The sequence below is a fragment of the Lichenifustis flavocetrariae genome (genome assembly GCF_026130545.1).
GTDB classification, from domain to species: Bacteria; Pseudomonadota; Alphaproteobacteria; order Rhizobiales; family Beijerinckiaceae; genus Lichenihabitans; species Lichenihabitans flavocetrariae.
In genome coordinates this window covers 36,806-52,637 of the sequence record NZ_JAMOIM010000024.1, presented here as the reverse complement: position 1 = coordinate 52,637, position 15,832 = coordinate 36,806, and the positions used below count along the sequence as shown (strand labels likewise).

At 62.0% G+C, this 15,832-nt stretch carries 15 protein-coding genes and 2 pseudogenes; 10 read left to right on the top strand and 7 right to left on the bottom strand.

What is annotated here, in order from left to right; genetic code table 11:
* Positions 1-132 precede the first annotated feature (132 nt).
* Together M8523_RS25530 and M8523_RS25525 are read left to right on the top strand one after the other, a co-directional pair.
* Positions 133-1,593: an O-antigen ligase family protein gene (locus M8523_RS25530; RefSeq protein ID WP_282587711.1), complete on the top strand. Its 1,461-nt coding sequence runs from the start codon at positions 133-135 to the stop codon at positions 1,591-1,593.
* Entirely contained in the window at positions 1,556-2,707 is a 1,152-nt protein-coding gene (locus M8523_RS25525; protein ID WP_345894298.1) for an acyltransferase family protein, read from the top strand. The genes M8523_RS25530 and M8523_RS25525 overlap by 38 nt, the downstream gene beginning before the upstream one ends.
* 62 nt (positions 2,708-2,769) lie before the next feature.
* On the opposite strand, the gene M8523_RS25520 is transcribed toward M8523_RS25525, so the two are convergent.
* From M8523_RS25520 to M8523_RS25495, 6 genes and pseudogenes are all read right to left on the bottom strand, one after another.
* Positions 2,770-3,288 carry a hypothetical protein gene (locus tag M8523_RS25520; RefSeq protein WP_345894297.1) on the bottom strand — a complete coding sequence of 173 codons (519 nt, stop codon included), beginning with the start codon at positions 3,286-3,288 and terminating at the stop codon, positions 2,770-2,772.
* Positions 3,288-3,521 (bottom strand): annotated as a pseudogene (locus M8523_RS25515) (helix-turn-helix domain-containing protein); the annotation flags it as partial. The gene M8523_RS25520 and the pseudogene M8523_RS25515, both read right to left, overlap by 1 nt.
* A 74-nt stretch (positions 3,522-3,595) precedes the next feature.
* Positions 3,596-4,636, bottom strand: a pseudogene (locus M8523_RS25510) (gamma-glutamyltransferase family protein); the annotation flags it as partial.
* A 633-nt stretch (positions 4,637-5,269) separates the two neighbouring features.
* Positions 5,270-6,133: a class I SAM-dependent methyltransferase gene (locus M8523_RS25505; RefSeq protein WP_282587709.1), complete on the bottom strand. Its 864-nt coding sequence runs from the start codon at positions 6,131-6,133 to the stop codon at positions 5,270-5,272.
* 395 nt (positions 6,134-6,528) lie between these two features.
* Entirely contained in the window at positions 6,529-9,408 is a 2,880-nt protein-coding gene (gene mobF / locus M8523_RS25500; protein WP_282587708.1) for a MobF family relaxase, read from the bottom strand.
* Positions 9,405-9,677, bottom strand: coding sequence for a hypothetical protein (locus M8523_RS25495; RefSeq protein ID WP_282587707.1), 273 nt, complete (start codon positions 9,675-9,677; stop codon positions 9,405-9,407). The genes mobF and M8523_RS25495 overlap by 4 nt, the downstream gene beginning before the upstream one ends.
* Before the next feature lie 250 nt (positions 9,678-9,927).
* On the opposite strand from M8523_RS25495, the gene M8523_RS25490 reads away from it, so the two are divergent.
* Positions 9,928-10,473 (top strand): hypothetical protein, encoded by a 546-nt coding sequence (locus M8523_RS25490; RefSeq protein WP_282587706.1) that lies wholly within the window; start codon positions 9,928-9,930, stop codon positions 10,471-10,473.
* A gap of 541 nt (positions 10,474-11,014) precedes the next feature.
* Here the strand turns inward: M8523_RS25490 and M8523_RS25485 are convergent.
* On the bottom strand, positions 11,015-11,251 hold the full coding sequence (locus M8523_RS25485) for a hypothetical protein (protein ID WP_282587705.1): 237 nt from the start codon (positions 11,249-11,251) through the stop codon (positions 11,015-11,017).
* On the opposite strand from M8523_RS25485, the gene M8523_RS36840 reads away from it, so the two are divergent.
* The 7 genes from M8523_RS36840 (at position 11,171) to M8523_RS25455 (ending at position 15,782) form a co-directional block, all read left to right on the top strand.
* Complete coding sequence (locus tag M8523_RS36840; protein WP_428351288.1) at positions 11,171-11,350, top strand: hypothetical protein; 180 nt, start codon at positions 11,171-11,173, stop codon at positions 11,348-11,350. The two genes, M8523_RS25485 and M8523_RS36840, sit on opposite strands and share 81 nt — an antisense overlap.
* Entirely contained in the window at positions 11,266-11,631 is a 366-nt protein-coding gene (locus M8523_RS25480) for a transposase (RefSeq protein ID WP_282587704.1), read from the top strand. The genes M8523_RS36840 and M8523_RS25480 overlap by 85 nt, the downstream gene beginning before the upstream one ends.
* Positions 11,632-11,688: 57 nt before the next feature.
* Positions 11,689-11,889, top strand: a complete 201-nt coding sequence (locus M8523_RS25475) for a hypothetical protein (protein WP_282587703.1) — start codon at positions 11,689-11,691, stop codon at positions 11,887-11,889.
* Between the two features lie 554 nt (positions 11,890-12,443).
* The gene (locus tag M8523_RS25470; protein ID WP_282587702.1) at positions 12,444-12,854 is read left to right on the top strand and encodes a hypothetical protein; all 411 of its coding nucleotides are present in this window, start codon (positions 12,444-12,446) and stop codon (positions 12,852-12,854) included.
* A gap of 2 nt (positions 12,855-12,856) precedes the next feature.
* Positions 12,857-13,636: a hypothetical protein gene (locus tag M8523_RS25465; RefSeq protein WP_282587701.1), complete on the top strand. Its 780-nt coding sequence runs from the start codon at positions 12,857-12,859 to the stop codon at positions 13,634-13,636.
* Between the two features lie 56 nt (positions 13,637-13,692).
* On the top strand, positions 13,693-14,019 hold the full coding sequence (locus tag M8523_RS25460; RefSeq protein ID WP_282587700.1) for a hypothetical protein: 327 nt from the start codon (positions 13,693-13,695) through the stop codon (positions 14,017-14,019).
* Positions 14,020-14,126: 107 nt separating this feature from the next.
* Positions 14,127-15,782 (top strand): type IV secretion system DNA-binding domain-containing protein, encoded by a 1,656-nt coding sequence (locus M8523_RS25455; protein WP_282587699.1) that lies wholly within the window; start codon positions 14,127-14,129, stop codon positions 15,780-15,782.
* Positions 15,783-15,832: the final 50 nt, after the last annotated feature.

Genomic DNA, 15,832 nt, shown 5'->3' with positions numbered 1-15,832 from the left:
TCGACGTGTTCGCCTCTTCGAGGTTGAACAGATTTCTCAGGGCGGAAACAGTGGGGGTCCGCACTTGGGCAGCTCCGCGCACCCCATGACGCCCGACGGCGGAAACCTGCACCCGATCTGATGACGACTGGCATGTCGGCAGCCATGATCCCTGCCGCGGCGGCCGTGCTCCTGCTGTGTGGCTTGTTCTTCGTGACCAGTCCGCTCTCAGCAGTCATCCTGCTGGTTGGCATGGGTGTAACCATCATCTTAGCGCATCGGCCCCTTTGGGCCTTCATGGCTTTCCTGTTCGCGCAGATCATCTGTCCGTTATATTTGGCGATCCCGATCGTCCCGTTCTTACCGCCATTTCCGGCCTCCTTGCTGATACTCGGCATCACGGCCGCAATCATCTTCGTCCGTTCACCCCCAAGACCCAGTGGTCGCATCCACCCGATCACAATCGCGTTCACGGCCTATGGACTGGCTCTGCTGCTCTCGGTCCTGACCAGCCACGCCCCCCTGTCGAACTTGAATGGGGTGATCCGTTGCTTTGCCGTTCCGATAACGGTCTATGCGTTTACGCGGCGCCTCGTCCGTTCGTCGGCTGACGCAATCCTGCCGCTCAATACGCTGTTGCTGGGCTGTGTCCTCATCAGTCTTTATGGTGTCGTGGAATTCACCATCGGGTGGAACCCCCTCATCGAGAATTTGGCCGAGCCGACCGGGGAGCAGGGGGATTTGCTTTATTGGGGCCAGCGGGAGTCCACCGGGTTCATCTACCGGAGCTTCAGCGTTGAGATGAATCCGCTGTACTTCGGCACCACCGTGTCCATGCTTTTTCCCTATTGTCTCGGGCGTTTCGGTCTGGCGGAGACCCCGAAGGCCAAGAGTTGCTTCGCGACTGCGGCCTTCGCCTGCCTTGCCGGCGTGGCCACGACCTTCTCACGCGGCCCCCTGATCGCCATGCTTATGGCCGCGGTCGGCATCGCTGTCGTGTTCCGCGCGGTTCGGCCTGCCGTGGTCGTCACTCTCCTGTGCGCCGTCGCGGGCGGGGCGGCGCTGATACCATGGCTCGGCCCGGAAATCTGGGAGCGTTTTTCGGATCCGGACAATGTCGCGATGCGGCTAAAACTCTGGCAGGTCGCCTGGTCCATGTTCCTGGACCATCCCGCGACCGGTGTGGGACTCGACGGTTTCACGTTCCATCAGCTCGATGTTCTGCGCGCCAACGAGATTGGCCCCTTTCCGGAGCATTATATCGGTGAACTCGAAAGCGTCGGCACAGCTGATGGCACATTCCCACAACTCGCGGCGGAGGTCGGCGTGCCGGGGCTCGTGTCGTTTCTCGCCATGTTCGTCACTGCGGGCGCCGCCGTGTTGCAAGGCCTGCGAGGTCACGACACGACGTCACGGCTCGTCGCGGCGGCTGCAGGCATCGCAGCCTGCGCCTATGTGATCAATGGCCTGACGATCACGATTTACACGGCCTATACCCCAACGATCGTGCTATCTTTCTTCTTCGCTCTTCTGGCTTCGATGGACGACGCTGAGCAACCGATCGCCGATCCCAATCTTGTGGGTTGGAGTAGGGGGACGCTTGGGCAACCCTGACTCGACAGGCCTCCCGAGAGCGGAGACGAAGCCGGTCCTTGCTTCGGTCCAAGTTCTGCGCGGCGTCGCGGCCTGCATGGTGCTCGTCTTCCACGCGAGCTACATGCTCAACGAACAAGGCGGTTATAATTTTTCCTATACGAACGCCGGCGCGGCAGGTGTCGATATATTTTTTGTCATCAGCGGATTCATCATTGCCTATATCACCCGAGGCAGTTGTGTGTCGCCAAGTCAGTTCCTCGGGCGGCGGCTGATCCGTATTGGACCCTGCTACTGGTTTTACACGACTGTGACGCTGGCCATCTTGCTGGCTGTCCCGACGGCTTTCGCGCATCTGAAGCTCGACGTGACGCACGTGGAACTCTCCTATCTGATGGTCTTATCGAACAACAACGACCACGTCATTGGAACGCTGCTGGGCGTCGGCTGGACTGTTTGCTTCGAGGCCTATTTCTATGTGCTGGTCGGCGGCCTTATCCATCTCCCGCTTCGCTATCGGACGGGGACGCTTTGTACTATCATTGTCTCTGGAGCCTTACTTGAAAACGTCGTCACGGCTCCTGCCTTCGCGAGCGTGGTTTTCAGCGCTTTGCCGTTGGAGTTCCTCATCGGTTATCTGTTTGGCGGGGCCTATGCGAGCGGGTTCGCGTTTCGATGCACACCCGCAGTCGCGGGGATCGTCATCGCCTGCTTGGCGATTGTTGTGGCCGGACGGGAAAACCTCGTGGCGTCGGAGCTGGATCCTTGGCGCGTTCTTTACTTTGGCCTCCCCGCCGCTTGTCTTGTCGCGGGATGCATCTCCCTCGATGCCCGCCAGGTCTTCACCCCACCACGTGTCCTGACCAGGATAGGAGACGCGTCATATTCCTTATACCTGTCGCATCAGTTCATTCTCTACGCGATTGGGAAGGCTTGGCACGGGCTGGGGCTGCACAATTTGCTTCCAGCCCTGTCCCTCCTCGTTGCGGGCGTTGGATCGTCGCTGGGATACGGCATCCTCTCCTATCGATGGTTTGAACGCCCCCTCACCAGATTTTTAAACGGTCGTCTGCGGCGATTTGAACTCGGGCAACCGCGGCAAATGCCTGAAATTCTTGACAGACCCAACGCATAAATATGTCGAGGCTACGCGCCCTCTGTACCGACAGAATGCGCCCCCGCCTTCACTGCTTGGGATTAATCTCTCGGCACGTCTAGGGGGCTGTAATCCTCCCTCCTTGAAGTGGTCCAGCCCGATGTATGGCTTTCGAGCCTGGAGGACGGATCATAGCAATGCCGGTAAGGTCCGAGGAACAGGTCGCCGATCGCCTTGCGCATGCGTAGGGTCAGCCACCGTTGTCGGCGATGCTCGTCACGATCGTGCAGCATGTGACAGCGTTGGCAAAGCGCTTTCAGGTTGCGCGGTCGGTTGTTGCCGGGATCGTGATCGAGGTGGGCGGTCGCTAACACCACCTTGGTCAGCCGGATCGTCTCGCACTCGAGGGCGACGAGGCGCGGCAGAGCACGGCCTCGCCCGCACCGCCATACCTGGCGCTCTTCGTCAAACCATCTGCCGTCGCCAAGATGCCGGACTTGCTGGCCATGGGGCCGGCCGCATGTTTCGCATCGTCCTTTGGCCCGCTCGAACCGGATCACGGCCGAGAGCTGGGGCCAGTCGAGCGGATACAGCCATTTGAACTCCGGCCGGATCGGCATCAGAGGCTTCCTGCCTGACGACGTGCAGCCGGGAAGTACTGGTAGAAGGTCGTGCGGGTGACGCCGAGCCGCTTGGCAATGTCGGCCACGGAGATTGTCTGCTCTTTCAGCATGGCCCGCGCCGCGGCGAGGTCGGCGTCAGTCAGCTTCTTGCGCCGTCCACCTTTGCGTCCGCGTGCGAGGGCAGCCTTCAGACCCTCCATGGTACGTTCGCGGTTGAGGTCGAGGTGTGGATCGGCGCGGGGTCCTGACGCCGATAAGCGCCGTAACTGCCTGAATTATCGAAAGCCAGCAGGGTCCCTTGCCGATGCTGTTTCACATCGAAGGTAGGCAACGGAGCCAGGACACGATCCGGCATGATACGGCTGGCGAGTTCTTTGGCAAAGTCATCCGACAGCATGCGTTCGACCGTGGCTCCTTCAGCGGCAGGCTCGGCGACCATCGCGTCGCGGGCGGCATAGGCCAGGCGGGTCGCCTCCACCAGCCGATGCATGGCCTCGGGATCAAACGGATCGCGGGACGGTGGAAAGCGCGCCAGGATGTTGAGGATCAGCAGCGCCACGATCCCCTGCCCGTTCGGCGGACACTCGTAGATAGTGCGACCACGATAGGCCGTGGAGATCGGCGCGACGTACTCGCCTTCCGCGGAGGCGAAGTCGTCGAGAGTATGGCGACCCCCGAGGCTCTGAAGGTATTCGACCATGTCTTGCGCCACAGCGCCTCGGTAGAACCCGTCCCGACCTTCGCGTGCGACGATCTCAAACGTATCGGCGAGCAGCGGCTGGCACTGCACCGATCCCATCTGGGGAGCCTTTCCCTCCACGAGGAACGTCGCCCGGGCGATCGGATCCTGCGCCAGCAGGTCCCGCTGGTTGGCGAGATCGGCCGTCACGCGGGGCGTCAGGACGTAACCATCCCTCGCCAGCGCAATCGCGGGCTGCAGTAGCTCCTCGAGCGGCATCCGGCCGAAGTCACGGGCCAGACGGCACCAGGCGTCGACGGCGCCCGGGACGGTGACAGCGTGAGGCGACGAGCGGCCGATGGCCGTGACGCCGTCCCCGACCAACGAGTCTCGCGTCAGGGCGGCGGGGGTGCGGCCCGATCCGTTGTAGGCCCGGACGTCGGTCGACCCCTCCACCGACAGCATGGCGAAGCAATCCCCGCCTATGCCGGTGGAGCCCGCCTCGACCACGCACTGCACGGCCACCCCAGCAATCGCCGCGTCGAGGGCGTTTCCGCCCGCCTTCAGCACCTCGACGGCCGTGAGGGTCGACGCCGGGTGTGACGTGGCGGCCATGCCGGTCCGAGAGACCGCCAGAGAGCGGCCGGGCGATTCGAAGTTGCGCATGTATCCCCCTGGTCTCGGCGGCTGCCGGCCCGCTGTCGCTCCGAACGATCCCGCAGCCGAACGCCTGGACCAACGAGGGTATCTCACCCTGAGGCTTCGGTCGCGCCTGCAGCGCCAGCTCTAGCATCACCTTTGCGCACAGCCAGTCATGATGGTCGGAAGCCGACCTTCCGAACAGCCGCTGAGGGTCAAATCGAGCCCAAACTGCGGTCTGTCATAGGGTGCTTTTTACGAACCAAACACCCTCGGTTCTCCATCGCATACCCATGGTAGACTGAATTGGACTGCAGGGCAGCTGGCTTGCCAATTAACGGATCAAGGAGAAAGGTCTACCTTTCTCCTTGACGATATGTGCCACGTCGATCTCGACTGATCATAGCCAAGCACAAAAAGCCGAATCCAAAAAGTGCCGCAGAGCTGGGAAGCGGAACGGTTGCAACGCGATTTGCTCCGCTGGTCGGCGACCTAGCTTGGCCGAAAAGAGACTGGCAGGTCTGTATTAAGGAGAGCCAAGAAGCAGCCGTTCGTCGGACCTCTCCGTCTGACCGCTCCCGACCTTTGCTGACCTACAGGTGACAGGCCCTTCGTCGCTTCCCCACCTCGAACCGTCCCGCGATTGAAGGACAATCCCTGTCACGCTGGCTTGCGGCAAATCACTTGCACAGGCTGCGTCCGCCCTTCTTCAATGTTGCGTGCAGCATTGCGCATTTTCTCCGCGCCACGCTCACCGGCGAGCATGTGGATACCCAAAGCCGGCATCGCCCCGCTGGCCGCGAGCGCCATGCCCTGCTTATAGGCCGCGAGATACTTCTCGCCGGTATTCTCGACCACGATATCGCGGAAGCCTACAGCGTCCAGAAATACGCGCGATTCAGACGGTGTGGCCAGGAAGGACCCGCCCCCGTCCAATGACCAGGGCGCCGGATAGTGAGGGTTCGCGTTGGGACCCATGCCATGTTCCGTCAGCGCGAAGAACGCGCCTGGTTTCAATATACGGTACGCCTCGCGGAAAAAGCCAGGCCGGTCGGCGACGTTCATCGTCACGTGCTGGGTCAAGGCCCCGTCGAAGACACCGCCCGCATATGGTAGATGCTGTCCATCGCCCTGTGCGATCTCGACCTGACTTTCCAGGTGCAGCAGCGCCGTCAGCTTGCGCGCGGCGTCGACGAAGGGTGGGGTGATATCGATCCCACTAACCTTGCAGCCAAACCGGATCGCGAAGTAACGTGCCGGACCGCCCAGGCCGCAGCCGATGTCGAGGATATGGTCATCCGGTCCGATGGTCAGACGGTCCGCCAGTTCGACCGTCGCTTGAAAACCACGCGCATGGTAGTGGTCGACCGGCGCCAGGTCCGGCAGCGTCAGCTGGTCGAGCGGTTTGCCCGCCTTTCGCAAGGCCTCCACGATCAGTGCGTATACGTCACCCGTGGCCCAATAATTCGCGATCGCGTTCTCCGTGGACACTATGGCTCTCCCACGAACCGACATTTCGCACATGCCCGATCGATCCGGACACCTCGGCTGAACGATAATCGTGGTTGAGCGCGACCGCAAAGACCGGCGGCACAGGAAGCCGGCCTTCCTCCGCGCGCCTGCGTTCGACGCTCGTTGCGCGCGCGGAGTCCACCGGACCGCCGAAGGACCGCTCCCCACCCACCGCGGCCGCGCGGTTCCTGACCAGCAATGTCCGGTTCTGGCGAGCGCAAGGCGGGAGCAAACTGGCCGGACTTGGCGCACAGCCGAATGTCCGCAGTCTAGCTGGAGGGCAACTTCATCTCCCCACCCCAAAGTAGCTGATCCGGTACTCTGTTTTGGGTGCACCCAACGTAAACCGATCGCAGCGGTTCTCATTCACATGCGCCATCGGCTTCAATCCTGGTTTTTTTAGTCCTTTATCGTGAAAGCTCCGGACCCGAGCGTCCTTGCTCGACCTGCGACCGCACTGGCTTAGGAACGGGCGATGGGTCAAGGCCCCTCAGCCGATTGACAAGAAGCCTCGTCCCCTGCGCCAGGCGGCGATCAAGACCTCTGGTGAAAAGGGCGAGCCGCCACAGCGTCAGTCGAGGCGCCGCCGCGATCTCGCGCATGGTGGTGCGTAACCGGCGGCCGGCTTCGAAACTGCGGCGGACATCGAGCGCCAGCTCCGGGCGGGGTGGGGATAGAACGCCGGTCTGGATGAAGGCCGCCCGGTCCTCGACATGGTCGATGACGTTCCGCTTCTCGCTGTAGCGGCGGCTTTCGACGTAGAGACGCTCCTGCAGCTCGGCGTCGCTCGGGCGTAGACGAACGTCGCCTCGGCTCACACGCACCGCGGCTTCGAGCCGGTCACGCTCCACCACCACCGTGGCGTCCTGCCGATGACGAGTGAGCCCGACATAGACCTCCCGCGCATCAGTGGCGCTGCCGATGTAAAGCACTGCCTCGGCAACCGTGCGCCCCTGGGCGGCATAGACCGTCCCCGCATAGGCATGGGTCAGCCGTGGCAGCGAGCGGGCGACCTCCCGACCGCGGCGCGCACCGTCAGGCACAAAACCAGCGAGGGTGTCGGTCACCAGGCGGCCATCGTCCAGGCGAACTGCAAGCCGCACCTCACCGGTTCCGTTCATATCCAGGGTCTGCACGACGCCGCGGGTGCCGTTGCGAATGCCGTGTCGGGTCAATGTCTCCCCGAACCGCAAGCGGTCGCCCACCGCAAGGCCGAGATCCCTGGTGGTATCGTCACGGTCGCGGACTTTCACGACAAATTCGGGGCCGAGCTTACCCTCTCGGCGCAGCGTGGCACGAGCGGCGGCATTGAGCGCCGCCGCATCCCGGTTCTGACGCACGGCGATGATCACCTCATCGTCACCATGGCGAGCGCGGGCCTCGCTCCACAGCGCGATGACCCGCTCCTGCGCAGCAGTCGCGCCGGACACGAGGGCAATGCGGCTGTGACGGCCATAGGCCCGCAGGCCGTCCTCCACCTCACCTCGTGCCATCAGCACAGAGGCGGCGCGTTGCCAGGACAGAGTTTGGCGTCGCACCTCGCCAAGCGTGGCATGGCGGCCCAGCACATCCACGACCGCCCGAAGGGGGCTGGACCCCGCGACGGCGGCGAGTTGGCGCCGATCCCCCAGGCAGATCACGCGAGTTCCGGCTGCCGCTGCGGCCGTCAGCACCGCCTCCATGTCGCGCGTACCGACCATGCCGGCCTCATCAAGGATCACCAGCGTGTCGGCATCGAACGGCTCGCCTCGCCCTTGCGCGAGGTCGTAACGCCAGCGGGCGATGGCCTGCACCGGAATGGCAGCTGAGGTAGAGAGCTCATCGGCTGCCACCCATGACGGCGCGAGACCCCGGACCTTGAGCCCGGATTTCATCGCGGCATCGACCAGCACCCTGGCGATCGTCGTCTTGCCAGTGCCGGCGCCGGCTTCGATCACCGCCACCCCGCCAGGGCCGGTGGCATGTTCTATCGCGGCTCGCTGCTCAGCGGAAAGCTCCGGCGCTGCAGACAAGGCCACCGACAAGGCCTCGTGTCGCACCCGAGAAGGCACTGCGGGCCGATCGGCAGCGCGGAGCAGGGCGGCCTCAACGACCGCCAAGGCCGGCGTGGTCCAGCGTGGCTCGCCCCCCGGCAGAGGTAGAAGCGTGCTGTCTCGCTCCAGCTCCGCCATCTCGATGCGCACCTGCGCGATCGAGACACCCTGCAGGCTGGCCTCGATCAAGCTCTGCTCCAGCAGGGCTGCGCGGTCGATCACCGTTTCGTGTCGGAACAGGGCCGAAGCCGCGAGGGCCGCGGGTGTCGTGCCGACGATCTCGGGTGGATCAAAGGGCCGATCCAGCCCAATGTCCTGTTGAGCCGCAGGATCGCGCCCGTCATGACGCACGCCCTCCCATGGATTAGCCCCGAGCGTCTCGAATTCGCGCTGCCAGCGCGCCTCAAGCTCCGGGCCACTCGGCAGGTCGGCCTTGGCGCCGCGCGTGCTGAGGTTGGCGACCTCCTTCTGCGCTGCGGAAGATCCCGCCCGCCCGCCGGCGAGCGCGGCCTCCAGCTCCTTTGACCGCTTCGAAAAAACGTCGAGAGCGTCTTGCGGCACGCCGCGGATTTCGAACTGCCCACGGCCCGCCGGGCGAGCCACAATGCCGAACGCCTCCACCAATCGCGTCGACAGGGCCGCCCGGTAGGCCGCTCCGGCGAGATGGCAGGCAGCATGGAGCTTATAGGTTTCCAGCGTCCGCAGTTTGCCGTCGCGGCCCGCGGCGACGTTCATGAGCACGCAATGGGTGTGCACGTTCGGGTCGCCTGCTCGGGAGGTGTAGTGCGCGAAGCGCCCCACGGTCAGCCCGGCAGCAGGTTGGCGAACGCGACCACCGGCACCAAGCCGCACCTCGACAAGGGCCTCATCGGCGAGGAAGCGGAGCGCCTCGTCCACGGCGGCCGCCTGGATGGCTTCGATTTGCCGTCTGAGATCAGGGTCGGCGGCGGCCCAGAGGACGGATAAGCTTTTGGGGGCCGAGTAGGTCACGTCCCATCCAGCCCGATGGCCTTCCCCGGCGCCGCGCACCAGGGCCTTGCCGGTTTGCGGGTCGAACCCGGCGCACAGGTCGCGGAAGGAGGCGAGATCGATCTGCGCGTCGTGGCTCACCACGGAGCCGGACGGTGACCACCACAGCCCACCGCCATCCCGGGCATAATACTCGTCGCGGTTCTGCGCTTCGCGGTAGGGATCGTTGGTGTAGTAGGTGCCGGCCGAGGCGCCGAGGCCGAGGCAATGGAGGGACGCGGTCACGCCGTTTCGGGCCGGTAGCGGCAGATCGCGTCAACCGCACCGGCCTCGGGCTCGGCCAGGGCCTCACCCACAACGCCGGCGAGGTCGGCCAGGGCGGATTTGATCAGGGCCAGATCGTCGGTCACGCGGCCGTAGGCCGTCACACTGTCAAGGTGATCGCGCAGGGCGCGGAGGACGATGTCATCGGGGTCAAGACCTGAACTCTCAGCCGCGGCGGCGAGGCGGGCCGCGAGGTTGGGATCGAGCTGCAGAACGAGGGTGGACGGCATGAGCATGACCGGAGGATGATTTGAAGAAGGGTGACGATCTTGGGGCTCGTCAGCAAGCCGTTTTAGGCGCTCTGGCGACCCTTTGGCACTTTAGTGCGTAAGGTGTGACCGTACCAACTTATTGCCTTTCTGTTGCCTTTCAGTTGCTCTTTGTGGCCTTGTGTTGCACTTTGTTGTACCACGTGCCTCGCCAACCGATGCATACGGTTGTGCCGACAAGACCCTCCGGCCTTCCACACAGGGGATACCCATGTCGCTCGACACCGACAAACTCCGTCGCGACGTTGGGGCCCGCAAGGCTAAGCGAGGTCCTGGTGTCGGCCCCAATGGAAAGCCGCGCACGGGGGCGATGGCGGCTGTGCGCCAGCATCTTGGCGAGATTCAAGCACTCCGTAACGACGGCGCGACCTGGGTCGATATTGCGGCCGGGCTCACCGCCCAGGGTATCGTGCGGGCCGACGGTGCGCCCCTGACGGGACGCCACCTCACGGCGCTGATTGCCTCTATTCGGCGACAGGACATCGCGCGTGCCGCAGCTTCGGCCCAGCGAGCGGGTCGAAAGGATCTTCGGCATCGACCGCCAACGCCGGGAGCCATGGCGGAACGGGCCCACGTGCCGGGCTCGGATGTCCCTCGAAAGCGACCCTCCGAACCGCCGCCCGGTGGCGACCATCCACATCAAAAGTCTCATGGGGACAGCGCTATGGCTTTGTTCCAGCGCATCGATCGGAAGGCCCGAAATGATGCCGAAGCGGACGCGCAAAGGCCCGACTTTTCTAAAGGACTTTTGAAGTAACCCAGCAGCATCGACGTTGCGATACCTGGGGGTGTATCAAAATCACCGACATACCTGCAGATCGCGCCCTGATCGGCGCCGTTACCCACAGACCACGTCAGCCATCAGCCTGAAGCGCAGCACCCCGCCAGGAAGACTCGGGAGAAAAGGCACATGGCTGAATACCATCTTCGACCACGCCGAACCGGTGGGTGCTCGCGCTGACGCACCGTGTGCCCTTCCGGGCTTTCGCGGCTCAATGACTGGCCTGTATACACCCCTGCCGACGCTCATCGCCTCCTCGCGAGTGACGATGCCCCGCTCGGGTTGGTAACTGCTCAGCCCGACTGGTTCATGGAAGTGGCTGGCGTCGTCCAGCGCGGCTTGACGCGGCTCGGTTCGCCTGACTCGATGGAAGGATGGATCGCGAAACGCTTAAGCGACTGTCCAAGGAAGAGTTGATCACGCTGGTGCTGGCGCAGGTCGCCCAGATCACGGGCTGACGGAGCGCATTGCCACGCCGGAAGCCGAGCTTGGACAGCCGCCCAAGACGCCGGAAAACTCATCGGTACCGCTGAGCCGGGGCCAGAAACCGGACCGAGCCGAACGCCGCGCAGCGAAATTTAAGGAACGTCCAGGCACTTTCCGCGCGCTCAGCGCAGCACACGACCGGGCGATCGCCGTTCTGGCAGATGCCTGCCCGCACTGCGATCACGCCCTGTCGGCCGGGGATATCCACGCCTATGATCACATCGACCTGCCGCCGATCCAGCCCGTGGTGACCCTTGTTCTGCGTCACCGCGGCCGTTGTCCTTGCTGTCGCGGGCCTTCAGCGCGCCGGCACCCGCGGACCTGGCGCCTGCCAGCCCTTTGGTTCCGGGCATCGTGGCGCTCGTGATCCACCTCCAACGTCACGTCACGCAGGCGATCGGCTTTGAACGCTTGTCCCGGCTGATGGCGGAGGTATTCGGTCTCAAATCAGCGAGGGCGCAATCTCCAAATCTCCAACATGTTGGCGCGCCGCGAGGTGCCACTGACGCGGGCCGCGGACGCCATCGCGTCGCGCGTTCGAGCAAGCAGGTCATCGCGTCTGACGAGACCACGGCGCGGGTCATGGGCCAGACGTGGTGGCTATGGGTGCTGACGTCGTCCACCGCCGTCTACCACTTCATCGCGTAGACACGCGGCGCCAAGGTCGTCGTCGACTTTCTGGACGGCGCGAAACCGGATGTGTCGGTGGCAGACCGATATGCCGGGCAGAACAACCACGGCCTCGAGCGCCAGGTCTGCCTCGCCCACCTCCTGCACGACACTCAATGGGCCATCGACGGCGGCGACACGGCTTTCGGGCCGGGCTTCAAACACCTGCTCAAGCGAGCCATCGCGATCGGCCGACGCCGTGAGCTCCTCAAGGACAGCACCCTCCTTCAGTATTAAGCCAATCTCGACCGGCGCCTCGGGCAGCTCCTCGCCACACCGCCTCCCACCCCTGTAGGGCGTAAGCTCGTCCGAGCCGTCAAGCGAACGACCCGGCCACCAACAACAGGTGCGAGCGCCCTCAGGCCGTCTGGGTCTTCCGCAAAGTCACGGGCTGCTTTCGCTCGCAGTGGGCACCATGCTCTACGCTGCTGCCATCTGCGTCATCGCCACCGGGCGCCTCAACGAGACCTCAGCCTTCAAGATCATCAGCGACGCTCTCAGACCCAATCTCGTGCCCGTCAGCCGGTGAGCGATACCTGAACAGTTACTCCGGTTGATGTAGGTCATGCGCCTTCATCGTGTCGGAGTGACACTGATTCTGGTTGCCGGCCTCCCGACGCATTAAATACAAAGCCTCGCAGGGCGGATATCGCAAATGCAACAAGCGCAATACTTATCAACAACAGATTCTTTTATTATCATAATCTAAACACAAAACCTAATCTCCAGTTCTTATCCTGAGTTATATAATGTAATGGTGCTGACGCGTCTCTTGTATAAGGATAGTTACTTTGAATTCTGACATTATAAATATAGATCCTATCCCAGGATCATTGTACTCTTTCGAAATTCGCGGGAGTCAGACTGAACTATTTGTTGCGTATCATGGCATTTCTAATCAAATTCCAATTATAGTGATCATACCTTTGAGATACAGTATAAGCGACGGATATTTCCCAAGTATTGCTTTGTATGTGCATGAAAAATTGTTTCCTAACGGAAATAAAAATCAGGCTAAATTTTTCAATGTTCAAAATCTTCCTGGCGTTCCGTCAAGAGTGCTTGAATATAGTCATTCTACTGATATGAAGCCTGAATTTTTGGACAATGATACCGCATCCTCTAAACTTAGAGATGTTTTACCAGAAGAAGTCCTCGTGAACTGGCGTCCTCCAGCCTATTTCAAAGATCTAAGGAGTTAAGGTTGGCAGTCATCATTGGTAACGACAAAGGCGGGGTTGGTAAAGACCTCGTCGCCGAAGGTATTTATCTAGCGGCGCGCCAGAGAGGCCAGATTCCGGTCCTGATCGAGGTCGAAATCGAGAAGCGCCTCGCAAATCTCTATCCCGAAGCTGTCCACGTCATGGCAGGCTCAACCTCCCCCGAAGAGCTCTATCGCAACCCCGATAAGGCTTTCGCGCCTCTCGACGACGCGATGACCCGCGCGCAGGAAGCGGATCTCGCCATCGTGTCGCTCGGTGCCAATCTCACCCAAGCCCTTCAGGTCTGGGCTCAGTCCAGCAGCCACGCGTTGTTTGGGGAAGGGGAAACCCTGACCTTCGCCATCGTGCTCACCATGGCCCGGGGCGCCATGTCATCGGGCCTGAGCAATCTCTACGAACTCGGGCGCCTATTTCCTGCCTCTCGTCGCGTCGCCGTGCTCAACGAGAGCGTCGCCGATTTCATCGATGGTGACAAACACCTTCCCAAGCGTCTCAAGGAGGCAAAAGGCAAAGCAAAGGCGATCGAAACGGTCAAGCTTCCTCGCATGGCAGCGCCCGCGTGGGGCTACCTCCAAAACATGGGGTCGCTGCCTGAAATCGCTGCCAAGAAGGCCAGTGAGTTGGTCGCATTCGGCTTGCCACCCCTGCCTTCGGCGCGATCCTTGGTCATGGTCGAAAAATGGATCGCCGATGACCTGATCACCCCCCTCTCGATGCTGCTCCCGAGCAATATCGCGAACACCCCAAACTCCGTGCCATGAGCTTTCAACGGCAGCCCCATGAGATCATCTGGCGGATCTGGTCAGAAAAAGAGTGCATGCGCCTCATCGCGCTGCCTACAGGCGAATTAATCCTCGCCGTGCAGACCGGCGGCCTTACCGATCTCACGGAGGACGATAAGGCAAAGGTTCTGCAGCATCTGGCCCGTCAAGGTGTCGCGGCACCAAAATTCGCTGCAGCATCGTCAGGTACCCGTAAGCCGCGTTCGATTAAGGGCAAGGGGCTCCCCTGTGGGCCCCGTCAACGCGGACCCGGTCGCCGCATCCTGGCGCTGAAAACTCTTTCAATCATCGCGGTCATCGGGTGGCTGACGATCATCATCGTCGACTACCTCTGGATCCTGTCACCCGGCGAACACGGATGATCCTCCCCTTCCAACGATCCCCCCTGAAATTCTATCGGCCGATCTGGCCCACCTGTGTGGCAGCGCTGCTCGGTCTCCCGACCGCAACCGTTGTCGCAGCCCTTGTGTTGTTCGGCCCGCTCGCCTCTCCATCTTTGCAGAAGATGCCCATCGATCAGCGACTCGAAAAGGCCGCTGGTATAAGCCGAAACACCGCCTACAATGCTGTGATCGATCTATTTACCGAGTCGCTCGCGAGAGTGCTTCGCAGCACCGATGAGGGCGATGATGCCCTATTCCTCGAAGATACCTCGGAATTTGACCTGCGCGTTACCACCGCATTTCACGCAGGCCTCGTCTTCGCATTCCCATTCACGGTTATGGTATGGTTCGCCACACGTCGAAAAAGGAATGCGGTGTGGGTCGACGGGCCGTCCCTCATCGAAGGACCGCAGGCTGCGAGTAAGGCCAAGACGGCTTTATCCGAAGCCCTGCTCCGCGGCCACACCATCGATCTCGCGCCCGGTGTTCCCCTCACAAAGGATCGCGAAGTTCGCAGCTTCATGCTGCTCGGTGGTCAGCGATCGGGCAAAACAGTTGTGCTCAGATCCTGGCTTCGCCAGCTGATCGACGCCAAGCATAAGCTGATCGTCCATGACACGAAAGGCGACATGACGGAAAGCTGGCCGAACGACGATTTCATCCTGCTCGCCCCGCATGACGCCCGCTCCTGGGGGTGGGATATCGGCCGCGACATCCAGGGGCAGCTCAACTTCGAATTCGCTGCAGCCCTCTGCCCAGAGGGTAAAGAGGCTCAATGGGCGCAAGGTGGCCAACAGATCATGACCGGCATTCTGATCGCCCTGCAACGGCAGCATGGCACAGCCTGGGGATGGAAGGAACTCTGTGCTGCAATCCAGCAGAGCCCGGTCAAAATCTACGACATGATCGTATCCAACTACCCAATGGCAGCCCAGTTCGCAGCACTGGAGAACGGCGAGTTCACAAAGACCTCATCGAGTTACTTCACCACCCTGCTCGCGCCCGTCGCGCGCCTGATCCAGCCCCTCGCAGCGGCCTGGGGCGACTTGGATCCGAAGTATCAGCTTTCGATTTCAGATTGGATCAGCGATCAGTACAAGGGTCCGAGAACCCTCATTCTGCAGCGTATGCCGCAATTTGCCGAAACGTCCCGGCTGTGGATTTCGGCCGTGATCGAACACATGATCGCTTATGCCGGAGGCGGCAACCTCAAGAACAACGACGATCGCCGTATCTGGCTCGCACTCGATGAATTTCCGCAACTCGGAAAAATCAAAAGCCTGTTCGAAGTGCCCGCCTCCCACGCAGCCAAAGGAATGACGCTCATCATGGCCTACCAGTCGCTTGGTCAGGCCAAGGAAGCCTACGGACCCGAGGCCTTGGGCCTTCTGGGACAGCTGACGGACACCAAGATCATATTCCGGGTCCAGGGTGAGGATGCCGGCTATGTGGCGGACAAGTTCATCGGCCCGTGGCGTTACGAATACTCCGAGTTCACATGGGCTGATGACGGCACCTTCCTCGGCAAACTAACAACGGTCCGGCGTTCGGGAGAAGGTAACCTGGTGCTACCGAGCTATTTTGGGAACCTGAGACCCACCGCAGATGGCGTTGAAGGGCTTGCTCTCGGTCTTGATGGCGGGGACGTCTATCGCCTCTCCTGGCCCTATGAGGATTGGCCCGACCAACGCGAGCCGAGCGTTCCGGCAAGTTGGGTGTCGAAACTTCCGCCAGCGCCGTAGAAACAGCAAGCGAGTCAGCAGGATTGGGTTCCGCATCCTGTCTGGCACCA